This is a genomic window from Veillonella agrestimuris, assembly GCF_943193065.1.
GTDB classification, from domain to species: Bacteria; Bacillota; Negativicutes; order Veillonellales; family Veillonellaceae; genus Veillonella; species Veillonella agrestimuris.
Genome location: NZ_CALPCS010000018.1, coordinates 1 through 16,339 on the forward strand (window position 1 = coordinate 1; position 16,339 = coordinate 16,339).

Sequence of the window (16,339 nt, forward strand, 5' to 3'; positions counted from 1 at the left end):
TATCATTGTTCAGTTTTCAAAGATCTGTTACCACCTTCGGACCTATCATTTACTAGGTCCGCCGATTGGCGACTAGATTATAATATCATATTTACTATAGTGAGTCAACACTTTTTTATAATCTTTTATTTAATTTTTATTAGTAGAAAACACTCTCACCTAATAAAATTAATAAGCCGCTCCCTTATAGAGTTACCAAAACTCTACAGAGTCATTAGCGACTGTATTGCCATTATAGTACACTCTACTATTTTTAAGCAAGTACTTTTTTCTTATATTAAAGAACTTCATTTTATTCCCATTTTCCTATTGATTTATTTATTTTAATTGTGTACAATGTTTCTAGCATCAACATCAATGCTCGCTATACACTGTATAATATAGCGCTTCATAGCAAATGTTAAGATACTTTGATATCTGCTAAGCTATGAGTATATATTGTTTTACGATATAATATAGTTAGTTAGAAACACATCAATAACAACAAGGAGTACATTATGAAAATCTCTAAATCTTTTATCAAAAAAACTATGACTATGGCTGCTGTATGCGCTACTATGGCAACAGCATCTTTCGCTGCCCCAGCAGGTACATTTGACACACCAGAAATCCATGTATCTGGTACTGCATCCCGCTCTGTAGCGCCAACATATGCAATCCTTACATTAGGTATTACTAGCGAAAATGCAAATATCAACACTGCAAAATCTAATAATGATAGCATTATGAGCAACCTTATTTCCAAATTGAGCGGTTTAGGTATCGCGAAAAACGATATTTACACATCTAATATTTCTATCAACACAACATCTGACTACCAAGAAGGAAAACGTATAAACACTGGTTACCGTATCCATAACAATGTAACAGTAAAAATTAACGATCTTAACAATGTAGGCAAAGCTATCGATGCAGCAGTTAGCGTTGGTGCGAACGATATTAACAATTTGTCTTACCAAAATGATCCATCTCAACAATTAACTGATGCATTAACTACAGAAGCAGTAAAAAATGGTCGTCATAAAGCCGAAGTAATTGCTGCTGCTTTAGGTCGCACATTAGGTCCTGTAAAATCTGTATCTATTACACCAGCTCAAACGGCTCCAATCAACGGTTACCAATATCGCGCAGTTAAATACGCTGATTCCGCTGCATTAAGTACAGCTACACCAACTGAACAAGGTTCCCTTATCGTATCTCAAGATGCAGATATGACATTCTACTTACAATAATATAGCCCTTATATAGACTAAATAAACATTAAAATCTATATAAAAGAAAAGGGGCTGTAACAGAATGCGATAAAACCGCATTCTGTTACAGCCCCTTTTTTATTTTCTAAAATAATTACAAGAACTATCTTTACTCTATTTATTGATGATTACGGATTGGTACTGTACCAACATGAACAGCTACAATACCACCAGTCAATTCATGATAAGTCGCATCTTCATAACCTAAAGATTTCCAAATTTCTAAAATCTCCGATTGATGTGGATAGCGGCGTAACGATTCTGGTAGCCACGCATAGGAAGAATTGTCTTTACTCAACTTTCCAATAATTGGCAAAATATAGGAAAAATAAAAATTATACAATTGCTTAAATCCTATCATACTCGGTTTAGCTAATTCCAATACAACTACTTTTCCACCTGGCTTTACAACTCGTTGCATTTCTTTCAGCACTTGTTTAATATCCGGCACATTGCGCATAGCAAAACCACTCATAGCAGCATCGAAAGAATTATCCTCATACGGTAACGCCATAGCATCCCCTTGCACGAGGTTCACTTGATCTAACAAGCCTGCCTTATCGATGCGAAGGCGACCTTGATTTAGCATTTCTCGATTAAAATCTAAGGCTTCTACCATTAAAGTCGGTTCTTGGCGCAGTGCTTCCTTCGTAAACACACAAGTGCCACAAGCCACATCAATAATGTGTTGATTCTTACCGATATTCATTTGTTCTACAGCAAATTTGCGCCAAAAATAATCTTGCCCAAAACTGAGCAACGTATTCATCATATCATAATGTTTCGCAATATTAGAGAAGACCCCTTGCACAAACGCCTCTTTATCTGCGTAACTAGTAAATTCTTTCGTATTCATAATCTCTACTTTCATCTCTTACATTACATACTATGAGATTATAGCATAATATATAAATCGATTTCTACCTCATATAAAACTTGTCACCAATCAATGTTCGTTGTATAATGACATATGTCCTTTAGTAGCAAACTTTCATTTTTATGAAAGTATATCTATTCTAGTAAATCTATGTAGATAAATTACCAATATATTTCACCTGAGTAACTATGGAGTCAATTATGAATCGGTTTATGAAATCAATTAACAGAATTAGTCTAATCCAACAAATCATTATAGGTCTCATTATCGGTATCCTTACCGCTTTATTCTTGCCAACCATCGCTAAAGATTTAGCTCTTTTAGGAACTTTATTTGTAGGCGCCCTGAAAGGCATCGCTCCGGTCCTAGTATTTTTCCTCGTTATCAATGCTATTAGTAAACACAGAACAGGCCAACGAACCGGTATGGGTTCCGTTATTGTCCTTTATTTGTTAGGCACCTTCCTATCGGCAGCACTAGCAGTTATCGTAAGTTGGATGTTCCCTACTACACTCAACTTAGTAACAGGTGTAGCCGATGCTAAAGCGCCAGAAGGCATTACGGAAGTGATGATAACATTATTAAAGAACATCGTAGATAATCCTGTACACGCCCTAATGAGCGCTAATTACATTGGTATCTTAGGTTGGTCTTTACTATTTGGTGGCGCCTTGCGTCATGCGCCAATAGCTACAAAAGAAGTAATGGAGTCCTTAGCAAAAGCCGTTACCACTGTAGTGGAATGGATCATCCGCTTTGCTCCTCTCGGTATTATGGGGCTCGTAGCAGAATCCATTGCTACTAACGGCGTCGATGCATTAATCGGTTATGTCCAACTGTTATTGTTATTATTAGGTTCTATGATTTTCGTAGCCCTCGTTATCAATCCATTGCTCGTATTCCTTTACCTTCGTCGCAATCCATATCCATTAGTATTCAAATGTTTACGAGAATCTGCAGTATACGCCTTCTTCACACGTAGCTCTGCTGCTAATATTCCAGTTAACTTAGATTTGGCCAAACGCTTAAAATTGAACCCAGACATGTATTCTGTATCTATCCCATTAGGTGCTACCATCAATATGGGTGGTGCAGCCATTACCATTACGATTATGACATTAGCAGCCGCTAATACATTGAATATTACATTAGACCTTCCTACAGCTATTTTATTGTCCATTATCGCCTCCATTGGCGCCTGCGGCGCTTCTGGTGTAGCTGGTGGTTCTCTCTTATTGATTCCTCTAGCTTGCTCCCTCTTCGGGATTTCTAACGATATTGCTATGCAAGTCGTAGGCGTAGGCTTCATTATTGGGGTCCTGCAAGATTCTACAGAAACAGCATTGAACTCCAGTACAGATATTTTATTCACTGCCACTGCAGACTATGCAAAGCGCGGTTACCGCGATGATTGGCAATAATTAGTTAACCTTTTCATAAGACAAAAACGACGTTCCTAAGAGCGTCGTTTTTTTTGCTTTCACCATGATGTTATTCGTTAAGAAGGGCTCTTACATTGATTTTTTTGAATGTAGTGCTATAATAAATATAGTGATAATAAATATTAATTAATATTTGAATATAGAAAGGGATCGACATGAAACAATATGATTTGATTGTTGTTGGTACAGGCGGCGCTAATATCGTAGTAGATGCAGCGCAAAAAAAAAGCCTAAAAATTGCACAAATTGAAAAAGGTAAATTTGGCGGTACTTGTTTAACACGTGGTTGTATTCCTACAAAAGTAATGGTCACTGCAGCCAATGCGATCCAAGAAATTGAAGAGTTTAAACATATCGGCGTTCATACATCTGAGCCTACCCTCGACTGGGACTTCATGTCTAAACGCGTATGGCACATGATTAATGAAAGCAACGATATTTACGAATATTACAACGCTTTCCCTAATATCGACGTATATCGCGGTGCAGCTACATTCGTTTCCGATAAAGTCATGAAAGTTCACATGAACGATGGTACTGAATCAGAAGAAATCACGGCCCCTATTATCGTTCTCGGCACTGGTGGTCACAGTAATATCCCGAATGTACCAGGCTTAAAAGACGCAGGTTATCTATCTAGTGAAAGCCTATTTGGCGATAAATATCCAAAAAAACCATATAAATCATTAGCTATCCTTGGTGCTGGCCCTATCGGTTCTGAATTTGCTCACGTTTTCGACTCTGCTGGTACTAATGTAACGATCATTCAACGTAATGTTCGTTTAGTACCAAAAGAAGATGCTGATGCATCTGAACATCTTCTCAAAAATTACAAAGCTCGTGGTATCAACGTATTATTAAACCAAACAACAGAAGAAGTACGTTTAGAAAATGGTGAAAAAGTTGTAGTTACAAAAGACCGTACCACTGGTGAAATTACAGAAACACGGGTAGAAGAAATCTTAATAGCTACTGGTATTAAACCGTCTGTCGAAGAACTTCATTTAGAAAACACAAATATTGAACAACATCCAGGGGGATGGATTAAAACAAATGAATTCCTTGAAACGTCGGTAGACGGCATCTATGCTATGGGCGATGTCAACGGCGAGCCAGCATTCCGCCACAGAGCGAACTACGAAGCAGACATCATTGCTCACAATCTCTTCTATGCTGAAACCCCAGAAGATTATCGCTGGGCTCGTTATGATGTATTACCAATGGTAACATTCTCTTATCCAGAAATCGGTCATGTCGGCTTAACAGAAGAAGAAGCTATTAAAGCAGGCTACAATGTAGGGACCGGTAAAAACTACTACTCCTCGACTGCTAAAGGCTTTGCTATGGGTATTACACCAGATAGCATCAATAATGGCTTCATCAAAATCGTCGTAGATAAAGATACAAACAATATCCTTGGTGTACATGTGACAGGTCCACAAGCATCAATCTTGTTCCAACCATATGTAAACCTTATGAATAGTGGTGAAACTGCATTGAAAGCAATCAATGAAGATATCGGTTCTGCTCGTACAAAAGAATTACGTGCTAAAGGATTGATTCGTCAAATGGATCCTCACTCCGTCATCACTATAGGTGAAACAATGTCTCCTCACCCATCGCTTTCTGAATTAGCTATGTGGACACAAGTATTCTACGAAAATCGTTGGTAAGAGATCGTAACTAAAGTATCTCTATGAACAACGACACTCCATAGAATCTACAATCTAATACTTATAACAAAAGGGCTGTAACAGCATGTGGAAAACCACAGTTGTTACAGCCCTTTTTATGGACTTTATCGTATTGTAGTTATACTATATCACCTTACGTTATATAGATAAGAACTTATTATTTTCTATCCATTTCTACATCACTGCCCCAAATAATATTTGTACGACGACGATCGAATCCTTGGTCTGGCTCAGGCGGTAATTTTTTCGCTTTACCTGTAGAGATATACTCACCAGTTTCAGCATTTAATGTAACTACCATTTTTTTGCCATTCTGATGCATCGTTACATAGTAATTAACTTGCCCGTTAGTAGCTTCAATCTTCCAACCTTTCATAACTGCATCGTCACCTAATTGCCTTTTAGCAATTGCTTCCGCTTGGGATACATCGATAACTTTGTCTTTGTTAAAAATTTCCCCTATAATTTTTTTCGGTTTTCCCCCTTCGGACATCCCCGATTGGTAACCAGTGACAATATCGATATTCATTTTATATTCGTGATATTTGCTATAGCCTACTACTTTATATACATAGGACAGCTTATCGGAATTAAGCTCTATGGAATGGATCGCAGCATTTGGATAGCGGTTTTGGAAAATAGTGCCAATAGCACTTACAGACATAACTACAGATTCGCCTGGTTCACGTTGAATCGTAATATCTGTACTCGTTTCTGGTTTAGTTTTACGCGCCTCTACTTCTGTAGATGCACCAACAGTAAATAAAGTTGCTGCCACTATGCCTGTCATACACATAGAAACTAACTTCTTATTCATTAAAAACCTCCTATAGTCACACTACGGTGTAGCATTTTGAGTTGCCAATCTGCGTGACACATCTTCTCGTAATAATTTATATAAAGTAGCTGCCAATGGCACACCGATCAGCATACCTACTAGGCCTGATAGGCTAGTGCCAATAATAACAGCCGCAAACACCCATAATCCAGGTAATCCTACAGAATTACCAACAATTTTAGGGTATACGAAATTACTTTCAATTTGATGGAGTACTTCGATAATGACGACATACATCAAAGCTTCCATAGGACTTACAGTGAGCAAGATGATTACACCCATAACACCGCCAATGTAAATCCCTAACATAGGAATCAATCCAGTGAGACCAATTACACAAGCCAGCGTTAAGGCGTAACTTACGTCAAAGAGCCACAATGTAATCCCCGTTGCAATGCCGAGCAATAAAGCATCGATAAACTGGCCTACAAAGAAATTACTAAAGGTTTCAATAGCCACTCTAGCAAAATAATTTAATCGATCCACAATCGGATTTGCTACGTAGGCTCGTAAAATCCGTTGGAACTGTCCCATCAATCGTTCTTTATCAAGCAACATATAAATGGCAAAGATAAGACCTAAAAACAAATTGAAGGTCCATGATAATACATCGCCCATCGTATTTACAATATATGTGCCAGCCTTCGTACCTAACTCTTTTGAGTATTGTACGATACTTTCATCATTTAAAGCCTCCATAATCGTTGGATTACTAGACAGACCTAATGTATCTGATGTTTGATAAATCCACGCTTGAAAATCCACATAGAGTTGCGGAATCGCTGCTACGATGAGAGACAAGGAATGAATCAATTGTGGCACCGCCATACGAGCAATGAAATACATAATAAGGCTCACTGTTAGAAAAGATAAGATAATGCTAAAAGGACGTCGAATCTTCTCTTTCCAGCCAGTCCGTTTTGTAGGCCATAACCATCGTTCATAGCGAACTACGAGGATATCCAGAACAAAGGCAATACAGCCTCCTAAAATAAGTGGCACAAAAGCAGTCCCTATAGTTCGCAACGCTTCTCCGATATCGGATATACGCAACGCGATGAGTACCATCAATCCAGCTAAGACAATGGCCCAAATAACCTGCTTATAGTATTTAAATTTTTCCATACTATTAACTCACTCTTAGTCAAAGACAATAAACATTGTATGCAATATAAGTGAATCATATATGATTCTGAGCAAATTTGCAAGTATTTATTACAAATTGCACTATTTCAATGACCTTAGTATAACACAAAAGCCCATCTTATCGCATTATCTAAATACGATAAGATGGACTTATTAACTATTCAATAAGTAGAACTTATGGATTAGCGGTTAATGAATACGTCTACACGACGGTTTTCAGCTTTACCAGTGCTTGTGGAGTTAGTTGCAACTGGTTTAGTGTCGCCATTAGCGATACCAATCAAACGATCAGCAGATACGCCATTGTCAACTAAGAATTGAGCTACGTCTTGAATACGACGCTCGGACAATGCAACGTTGTATTCTGCATTAGCGTCTGTATCTGCATTACCCATCAATTTTACAGCATTGTTTGGATATTGGTTAGCTGCGTCTAAAGCTGCTTGTAAGTTAGGAGCTTGGTCAGCACGAGGTACAGATTGGTCGGAATCGAAGTAGATAGATTGAACATAGTAGTCTTTCATTGCTACTGGACGAGCTGGTTCTTGTACTGTAGGAGCAACCACAGTTGGAGCCACAACAGCTGGAACTACAGCAGCTGGTTCAGCTTTGTGTCCACCGAAACGGTAGGACAAGCCTACTACTGGACCGCGGTAAGTGATGTTGTTATCATCATCCATTTCAGTGTTAATGTAACGGTAACCAGCGTTGATGTCAAGATCTTCAGTTGCTTTAAGACCTAAACCTGCTTCCCAAGTTGTCGTTTTTTTAGTGCCAATGCCTGCTTTACCGTACACTTCTAATTTAGAACCGATAGGAGCTTTAGCAATTACACCAGCTTGTGCAATATTGTTAGCATCCATATCTTCATGTTTAATGCGGCCCCAACCACCATATACTGCGAAGTTTTTGTTCAAAGATTGGATTACATTAACTTCGTGCATATCAGCATTATAACTATCACCATCAGATTTATGTTTCATACCATGGTAACCGTATTGCAATGCAGTTTTATCAGTCAATGCATATGTTAAACCACCATCGAAATCCCATTTAGCTTTGGAATCATCGATAGTATTCGCTTTGTCTTCCATGTGGTTTGCACCAAGATCTACTTGGAATTCACCTTTGTTGAATTGAGTTTGTGGTGTAGCACCTGCAACGGATACGCCTACAGCAGCTACTGCCAATAATGCTAATAATTTTTTGTTCATTATAATACCCTCCATAGGATTCTTACGTTCTTTTAAATCCTAATTTAAAAATAATATAAGAATATTTTACAAATTTTTTCGATTTCAATCAATATAAAAATCGATTTTATTTTATAAAATATACTGACTAATTATTCCTCTTCTTTTACAGCAAACCATGCGCGATGGAAAATAGCTGCAATAGCACCACCTAACAAAGGCGCTACGATAAACAACCACACTTGAGACAATGCTTCACCACCAGTGAATACAGCTGGAGCTAATGCACGAGCAGGGTTTACAGAAGTACCTGTCAATGGAATACCGATCAAGTGAACCAATGTCAATGTACCACCAATCACAAGTCCTGCAAGAGCAGATGTTTTTTCGCTTGCTGTTACACCAAGAATAACGAGAACGAAAACGAATGTTAAAAATGTTTCAACGATGAATGCACCACCCATGGATAAGCCAACACCGCTCAATACGCCATAACCATCAGCACCGTAACCTTGAAGTGTAGCAGAGCTTTTCACTACAGCATTTAATAAACCTGTACCAGCAAAAGCACCAATGACTTGAGCAATCACATAGGCGATAAAATCTTTTACAGACATACGACCAGCCATTAATACACCTAATGATACAGCAGGGTTAACGTGGCAACCAGATACATGACCAATTGCATATGCACCAGCTACGATAGTCAAACCGAAAGCCAATGCGATAGCAGCTACGCCAAGGAAGCCTGCCCCAATACCACCAGTGAAGCCACCTGTTACAACAGCTACACCAGTGCCAAAGAACACTAAAATCATAGTGCCCAAGAATTCAGCAACATATTTGTTCATGTTACAATCCCCTCTTTCAAAACTAATAATTATGAGATTCATAATGCATTCATAATGCAACCCTAATTATAGTCTTTTTATTTCATTCGTCAATAGTTTTCGATATAATTTTATTCAATTTAATATATGATAAATTTCTATAATTCCATAGAAAGAACCAAAAAGATGCCAATATCATCGCTAAAAAACGATAATTCTAACTACTACTTGTATGACATAAGCAAGACCCCTTACGTTACACAATCCGATATTGCCATTTACCACCCAAATAACGAACATAAGCGAAAATAAATCGCAAAGTCTGATCAAAACATAAGGACAACCACGCCCCCGTCAAACCAAGTCCTAATACGATACAAAGAACATAGGTCACAATGGGACGAATGATGGATACACTAAGCAAGGAGTATTGCATAATGTAATACGTATCACCAGCCCCTTTTAAGACCCCTGCATAGACTTGTTGTAATGCTTGTGGAAACGCGGCTACCCCCATAATGCCTAATAAGGATGTGGAGAGGATGACTACATCGCTTTCACGCGTATAGAATTGGACTAATATATCTCCAGGACCGATGAAAATAAGGGCGCTAACGAGCCCTACAAATAAGGCGATACGTCCCCCAATAGAGGCATAGGCACGAGCTAGGTCAGGTCGCTTAAGTCCTAAACTTTGACCTGTGTGAGAAGCGCCAGCAAAGCCGAGGCCCATAGCAAAGTAATAGAAAATATCCATTAAGTTCATGCACACATAATGCGCCGCCAACGGTACAGCCCCTAATGAAGCGACAATCATGGTGTACGTATACATACCAAAACGTTCAAATAATTGCTCCCCAAAAGAACTGCCTCCTACGTGGTACATGCTGTGGAGGACATTTCTTTCGAATTTCCACTTCGATGGATGCAGTAATGTAAGTCCTTCTGGATTTCTTTTGCTAATAGTAAGCAATAGCAAAAAAGCAATGACCGCAGAACTGACCATAGTCGATACACCTGCCCCCACTACCCCTAGTTTCGGGAAGAAAGCAATACCATAAATCAAGAAGAAATTCAAAATCGTATTTAATACATTCCCGACTACATTGGCTTGAAAAATAACTTTTGAATTACCATAGCCAATGAGGGCTGCCCCTACGATTTGACTAAAGGATTGAAATATCATGCTAATAACGATAAATGTACCGTAACCAATAGCATTATCAATATAACTATCTTCTGCGCCAGTAAATCGCAAAATATTTTCTAAATTTAAAAAGACAACTAATAATAAGGGTACATACATGATGAAATTGAGCAAAATTGATTGCTTCAACACCGCATTCATACCATTAATATCACCTTCTCCATAGCGACGAGCAATAATAGCCGTTACTGCTACCGACAACGCCCGACAAGCGATGAGAAGAACCATTTCCGGTTGTCCCATAATGCCTACCGCTGCCAATGCAGTAGCCCCCAAACTACCCACCATAGAAAGATCAACAGCGGTCATAATTTGTAGCATGAGACCTTGCAATGTTGCAGGCCAAGCAATTTTTAAATACTTGCTATACAATTCTTTCGTCGTCCCTACCGGACCTAATCGAGCCGATGCAGGCAAAATAAAATCGACGGAAAACCATCTTTTTAACAACCCTATCATAAACACCTCAAACTACATATGAATACAATTAGACTTAAATTCGTACGTATTATATCACAAAAGATAGGATAAAAACGGAAGTCCGTCGATTTTTTGATATTAATTTTCATTACATAAATCTTCGATAGTAATATCCATATGTGGTGACTCTACGATAGCCCTTACAGCACAAACCATAGTAGGCTGTTGATCCCAAACTTGACGAACATTGTCTACCGTAATCCCACCAATGGCTACCGTCGGCAATACACTATGTTTCGCTGCCCAGGCTACATAGGAAAGCCCTACCGGTATAGCATTAGGTTTAGTGGGGGTCGCATAAACAGGTCCGACGCCAATATAATCGATACAATCACTGTATCGATTGGCACTTTCCAGGTTTTCAATATTGTGTGTAGACCATCCGATTAACATAGATTCTCCCACAATGGTTCTCACGATGCGCGGAGGCAAATCATCTTGTCCAATGTGGACCCCATCGGCTTTGACAGCTAAGGCTAAATCGATGTAATCATTGATAATCAATAAAGCGCCATATCGTTCTGTTATATGCCGCAACATCAACGCTTCATGGTATCGAATAGATGGTGTTTTACCTTTTTCTCGATATTGAACAATCCGAATGCCTCCTTCCAACATAGATTCTACGAGAGGCACTACGTCAGTAGAACCACCTGTAATACCATATACAGAACATCTTTCAAAGGCATTTTCTAATCGACTTTTTCGGCTATGGTAATATGTCATGACACACCTCCTTATCTAAGAGTAGCGCAAGTACTAGATCGGCTTGCTGATTGGCGGCCATAGCCACCCGTGGCGCAAAAGGAGCTAGCCTATCTATACCGCTTGCACCATCGCCTACAATGTAGCAATTTTCTCCTAATTGTTTAATCTGTGTCGGTGCTACGCCGCCAATACCGGCAATACCAGACACCATAATGCGAGGAATCATCAAATCATGAGTAGCCTCGTAAAAATCTACTTTACTCTGCACCACATCAAAAGCTTCTACCAGAATATGAACATCTCCCATATACCTTAATAGATTATCTCTCGTTAATCGCTCTTTATGAGCCACTACTGTAATATGTGGATTAATAGAATGCAATAACGCTGTTAAAGCATCCACCTTATACTGTCCTACATGGTGAGAAACATAGGCTTGTCGATTTAAATTACTCCACTCCACTCGATCCATATCGGCAATGACAAAGTGGCGAATACCGCTACGCGCTAAACTTATAGCACAATTAGAACCAATGCCACCGGCACCACAAATACCGACTACTGCATTTTGCAATCGACGAAGTTCGTGAGGACTATAAAACCGTAATAAACCCTGTTCAAAATAATCGTCCATATAGCCTCCTTATGGCACTCATAGTAATTGCCAATCTTTAAAAATAGGTTCGTAACCTTGTTTGCGGATCATACGTGCCATATCATGTACACTGCGATCATCGCTAATTTCAAATTGTTTAGATTCCCCTTGTGCAGTCTCTTTCGTGTGTCCACCTACGGCGGTACTCACACCAGCAGACATCTTTGTAACACCTAGATGGACTAGATGATCTCTCATATAAGCGCTTTCACGAGAGGATATAGTAATACCTAATCGAGGAAAGGCAATGCGCAATGCCAAGATGTACTGTACTAATTCTCGGTCCTTAAGAGGATAATTAGGTGTATAGCCTACGGCGCAAGGTCTAATACGAGGAGTCGATACAGATAGATCAACGTAAGGGTAGTGCTTCATTAAATACTGCACATGCAATCCCGTTTTATAAGCCTCTAAACGCCATTCATCAAGACCCATCAAAGCGCCAATAGTGACAGTCCGTACACCAGCCTGACAGGCAAACTCTGGCGTATCGATACGCTTCTTAAAATTTCGTTTCGGCCCAAACGGATGCAATATTTCATAAAGCGCCGGATTATAGGTTTCTTGAAACATGGTCATCCCATCTAAACCGGCTTTCACTAGTTGACTATAGTCCTCCTTCGATAGGGAATAAATTTCGATATTCACAGAACTAAACAAGGGCGACAGTTTACGGATAGCTGCTTCGATGTACATCAACGGTGTGTGACGCTGCGATTCACCCGTTAATAATAAAATATGTTCTAATCCAGTGCCGCGAATAGCACGACCTTCCGCTTCAATGTCAGAAAGGTTTAATTTTACCCGTTCAACATCACTATAATAACTATATCCACAATAGATGCAGCCATTATCACAGTAATTCGCCATATAGAGAGGCGTAAACAATTGTATAGTGTGCCCAAAGTATTGTACGCTTTTGCGATGAGCATATTGTGCTAACAATTCTAAACAAGTCCCCGCAGCAGGTGACAAAAGAGCTAAATAATCGCGGTTTGTAAGACGTTCTTTAGCAACAATACGTTCTACATCAGTAACAGTGATGGATTCTAAATAATAATATAGTACCTCTTCATTGAGTGCTTCCAATTCATACATAAATGACATAGTCCACCTCAATCGCGGAGGAATCCCGTTAATGGCGACGATGCTACAGCTCGTCGTTGTACGGCTCCACATTTAGCTAAATACGCCTGTCGTCCTGCTATAACGGCATGATAAAAAGCTTCTGCCATAAGTACGGAATCATCACTACTAGCAATAGCGGTGTTAACAAGAACAGCATCAGCACCTAACTCCATAGCCTCCGCCGCTTCAGAAGGTTTACCAATGCCAGCATCAACGATAATAGGGACGTCGATTTCATCGATTAAGATTTCTATCATCCCTTTTGTTTCCAATCCTCGATTGCTACCAATAGGTGCGGCTAAAGGCATTACAGTAGCAGCTCCAGCATCAACGAGCCTCTTTGCATCCATCAAATCAGGACTCATATAAGGAAATACAGTAAAACCTTCATTCGCTAGTATATCTGTGGCTTTAATCGTCTCTTGGTTGTCGGGCAATAAATACTGTTGATCTCGAATGACTTCGATTTTAATCAATGTACCACACCCTAGAGCGCGTGCCATCCGAGCAATACGAACCGCTTCTTCTGCAGACCTCGCTCCTGACGTATTGGGCATTAAATGAATATGCTCCGGTATATAATTGAGAATGTTGTCATGACTTTCATGGCCTCCTACGCGGCGCAACGCTACGGTCACAATATCTGTGTGCGATGCCTGAATCGCTTGCTGCATCATATGATGAGAGCCAAATTTCCCCGTCCCCACAAGGAGGCGGCTCGTAAATGTATGCCCCCTTACTGTGAAAGCATCTGCCATATTAGCCACCTCCTACGAAGGTTACAATTTCTAATCGATCTGCTGCAGTAATTACCGTCGATATATAAGAATCCATGGATAGAATCTCACCATTCAACTCCACTGCCACCGCTTGCGTTCCAAAGCCTAGTTCCCTTAGTACATCAGAGAGCACAGTTTTCTCTATTTCTTGCATAGCGCCATTAATCATAACTTGCATAGCTATCACTCCATTTTCAGAAAATGTCTAATATCACAAATATAGTAATCCCTAACTCCAGCTTAGATAATATCAATATAATCTTCTGCTAATGCTTTATTAATACTTCTAACGGCACAGAATTTACCGCACATACTACACGTCTCACTATGTTCACTACCAGGAGCTCGGCTTTCACGAATGGCCCGCGCCTTCTCAGGGTCCATAGCACAGCTATATTGGGCCTCCCAATCTAAGCGTTGTCTAGCCTCTGCCATCCTATCGTCTCTATCTCTAGCCCTAGGGATGCCTTTCGCAATATCTGCCGCATGGGCTGCAATTTTGAAAGCCATAATACCTTCTTTTACATCATCTACATTAGGCAAGGCCAAGTGTTCCGCTGGCGTCACATAACACAAAAATGATGCTCCATGCATGCCTGCCACAGCACCACCAATAGCCGCCGTAATATGATCATAACCAGGTGCAATATCCGTCACTAATGGCCCTAAGACATAAAAAGGAGCCCCCTCACAAAGGGTTTGTTCAATTTCCATATTAGCTTGAATTTGATTTAGAGGTACATGCCCTGGTCCTTCTATCATGACTTGTACCCCTCGCTGTCTAGCTCGTCTCACCAATTCACCAAGGCGAATCAATTCTTCGATTTGGCATATATCCGTAGCATCCGCTAAACAACCTGGTCGACAGGCATCTCCTAATGAGATGGTCACATCATATTCGGCACAAATATCTAAAATATCATCAAAATATTCATAAAATGGATTTTCTTTGCCTGTCATGCTCATCCAAGCAAAGACCAAGCTGCCTCCGCGGCTGACAATATTTAATTTCCGTCCTACTTCTTTAATTTGTTGAATCGTTTTCCTCGTAATACCACAATGAATGGTAATAAAATCGACGCCATCCTCTGCGTGGAGACGAATGGTAGACAGAAAATCTTCATGCGTTAAAAAGGCCAAGTCCTTTTGATGATGAATGACGCTATCATAAATAGGCACAGTGCCTACCATGGTAGTACATTCTTTCCCCAACATACGGCGAAATATAGCCGTATCGCCATGGGTAGACAAATCCATAATTGACTCTGCACCCCACGCAATGGCTTGGTTTACTTTCTCCATTTCTACTTGGTAATCCATACAATCTTTAGACGTTCCTAGATTAACATTGATTTTTGTACGCAACGCTTTCCCAATTCCTTCCGGATTGATAGACGTATGATTTTTATTACAAGGAATGACGACATGTCCTTTAGCTACTAATTCTCGTAACGCCTCCACTGACATCTGTTCTTTCTCTGCTACTACTTTCATCTGTGGTGTAATCAGGCCTTGCCTAGCTGCTTGCAATTGAGTGTAAAACATAAGGTCTCCTTTCTCGAAAGAGAGCCTACGATTATGTTCGTAGTAGACAAAAAAGGGTATCGAAATAGATCGATACCCTTTAAGTGTCAGCGTGCTTCCTACGCGGGCATAATCCCGATCAGGTCTAAAGGTCAGGTGCTACTAGCCCTTTCTCAGCCTATCCCATAGGCTCCCTTGCAAAACATAATTATTTAATTAACTACAGCATAACATGGAATGTGTGGAAACACAATACAATTCATCCTAAAGCAAAATTATTAACTATAAAGTTATATAACACCTAATCACAACATTGCAAATATACACGAAAGAGGATAGTCCAAATCGAACTATCCGCTTATTTCCTATGGTGATCCAGGAGGGATTCGAACCCCCGACCCACGGCTTAGAAGGCCGTTGCTCTATCCAACTGAGCTACTGAACCATGTTTATAAAATCTTTATTTATGATACCATACACAGTATTATTTGTACAGGTAATGGCAAAAAAAAAGGTTCTATAATAAATGTTGGGGTGTCACCATCAAGGTGGCACAACCAACATTATTTTTTTGCAAAAAAAATA

At 39.7% G+C, this 16,339-nt stretch carries 15 protein-coding genes, 1 tRNA gene and 1 riboswitch; of the genes, 3 read left to right on the forward strand and 13 right to left on the reverse strand.

What is annotated here, in order from left to right:
* The first annotated feature begins 497 nt into the window (after positions 1-497).
* Positions 498-1,232 carry an SIMPL domain-containing protein gene (locus NFR29_RS07860; protein WP_251425349.1) on the forward strand — a complete coding sequence of 245 codons (735 nt, stop codon included), beginning with the start codon at positions 498-500 and terminating at the stop codon, positions 1,230-1,232.
* A gap of 139 nt (positions 1,233-1,371) precedes the next feature.
* Here NFR29_RS07860 and NFR29_RS07865 read toward each other — a convergent pair whose 3' ends face one another.
* Positions 1,372-2,109: a ubiquinone/menaquinone biosynthesis methyltransferase gene (locus NFR29_RS07865; protein WP_251425352.1), complete on the reverse strand. Its 738-nt coding sequence runs from the start codon at positions 2,107-2,109 to the stop codon at positions 1,372-1,374.
* Positions 2,110-2,330: 221 nt separating this feature from the next.
* Here NFR29_RS07865 and sstT point away from each other — a divergent pair, with 221 nt between their 5' ends.
* Entirely contained in the window at positions 2,331-3,551 is a 1,221-nt protein-coding gene (gene sstT, locus NFR29_RS07870) for a serine/threonine transporter SstT (RefSeq protein WP_251425355.1), read from the forward strand.
* A gap of 176 nt (positions 3,552-3,727) precedes the next feature.
* The gene (locus tag NFR29_RS07875; RefSeq protein ID WP_251425358.1) at positions 3,728-5,245 is read left to right on the forward strand and encodes a dihydrolipoyl dehydrogenase family protein; all 1,518 of its coding nucleotides are present in this window, start codon (positions 3,728-3,730) and stop codon (positions 5,243-5,245) included.
* 178 nt (positions 5,246-5,423) lie between these two features.
* Here NFR29_RS07875 and NFR29_RS07880 read toward each other — a convergent pair whose 3' ends face one another.
* The 12 genes from NFR29_RS07880 to NFR29_RS07935 form a co-directional block, all read right to left on the reverse strand.
* Positions 5,424-6,083 carry a PepSY domain-containing protein gene (locus NFR29_RS07880; protein WP_251425361.1) on the reverse strand — a complete coding sequence of 220 codons (660 nt, stop codon included), beginning with the start codon at positions 6,081-6,083 and terminating at the stop codon, positions 5,424-5,426.
* A gap of 21 nt (positions 6,084-6,104) precedes the next feature.
* Entirely contained in the window at positions 6,105-7,229 is a 1,125-nt protein-coding gene (locus tag NFR29_RS07885; protein WP_251425365.1) for an AI-2E family transporter, read from the reverse strand.
* Positions 7,230-7,432: 203 nt separating this feature from the next.
* A complete protein-coding gene (locus tag NFR29_RS07890; protein WP_251425368.1) occupies positions 7,433-8,464 on the reverse strand; it encodes an OmpA family protein in 1,032 nt (343 codons plus the stop codon).
* Between the two features lie 131 nt (positions 8,465-8,595).
* On the reverse strand, positions 8,596-9,294 hold the full coding sequence (locus NFR29_RS07895) for an aquaporin (RefSeq protein WP_251425371.1): 699 nt from the start codon (positions 9,292-9,294) through the stop codon (positions 8,596-8,598).
* Positions 9,295-9,529: 235 nt separating this feature from the next.
* On the reverse strand, positions 9,530-10,939 hold the full coding sequence (locus NFR29_RS07900; RefSeq protein WP_251425374.1) for an MATE family efflux transporter: 1,410 nt from the start codon (positions 10,937-10,939) through the stop codon (positions 9,530-9,532).
* A gap of 99 nt (positions 10,940-11,038) precedes the next feature.
* On the reverse strand, positions 11,039-11,686 hold the full coding sequence (gene thiE, locus NFR29_RS07905; protein WP_251425377.1) for a thiamine phosphate synthase: 648 nt from the start codon (positions 11,684-11,686) through the stop codon (positions 11,039-11,041).
* Positions 11,670-12,302, reverse strand: coding sequence for a sulfur carrier protein ThiS adenylyltransferase ThiF (gene thiF / locus NFR29_RS07910; RefSeq protein WP_251425380.1), 633 nt, complete (start codon positions 12,300-12,302; stop codon positions 11,670-11,672). Before thiF ends, thiE begins: the two co-directional genes overlap by 17 nt.
* 18 nt (positions 12,303-12,320) lie before the next feature.
* Positions 12,321-13,430, reverse strand: a complete 1,110-nt coding sequence (gene thiH / locus NFR29_RS07915) for a 2-iminoacetate synthase ThiH (protein WP_251425383.1) — start codon at positions 13,428-13,430, stop codon at positions 12,321-12,323.
* An 8-nt stretch (positions 13,431-13,438) separates the two neighbouring features.
* On the reverse strand, positions 13,439-14,209 hold the full coding sequence (locus NFR29_RS07920; protein ID WP_251425385.1) for a thiazole synthase: 771 nt from the start codon (positions 14,207-14,209) through the stop codon (positions 13,439-13,441).
* A gap of 1 nt (position 14,210) precedes the next feature.
* Entirely contained in the window at positions 14,211-14,408 is a 198-nt protein-coding gene (gene thiS / locus NFR29_RS07925; protein ID WP_251425388.1) for a sulfur carrier protein ThiS, read from the reverse strand.
* A 62-nt stretch (positions 14,409-14,470) separates the two neighbouring features.
* Positions 14,471-15,775, reverse strand: coding sequence for a phosphomethylpyrimidine synthase ThiC (gene thiC / locus NFR29_RS07930; RefSeq protein WP_251425391.1), 1,305 nt, complete (start codon positions 15,773-15,775; stop codon positions 14,471-14,473).
* A 78-nt stretch (positions 15,776-15,853) separates the two neighbouring features.
* Positions 15,854-15,961: riboswitch (TPP riboswitch) on the reverse strand.
* A 161-nt stretch (positions 15,962-16,122) separates the two neighbouring features.
* Positions 16,123-16,199, reverse strand: a tRNA-Arg gene (locus tag NFR29_RS07935).
* Positions 16,200-16,339 lie beyond the last annotated feature (140 nt).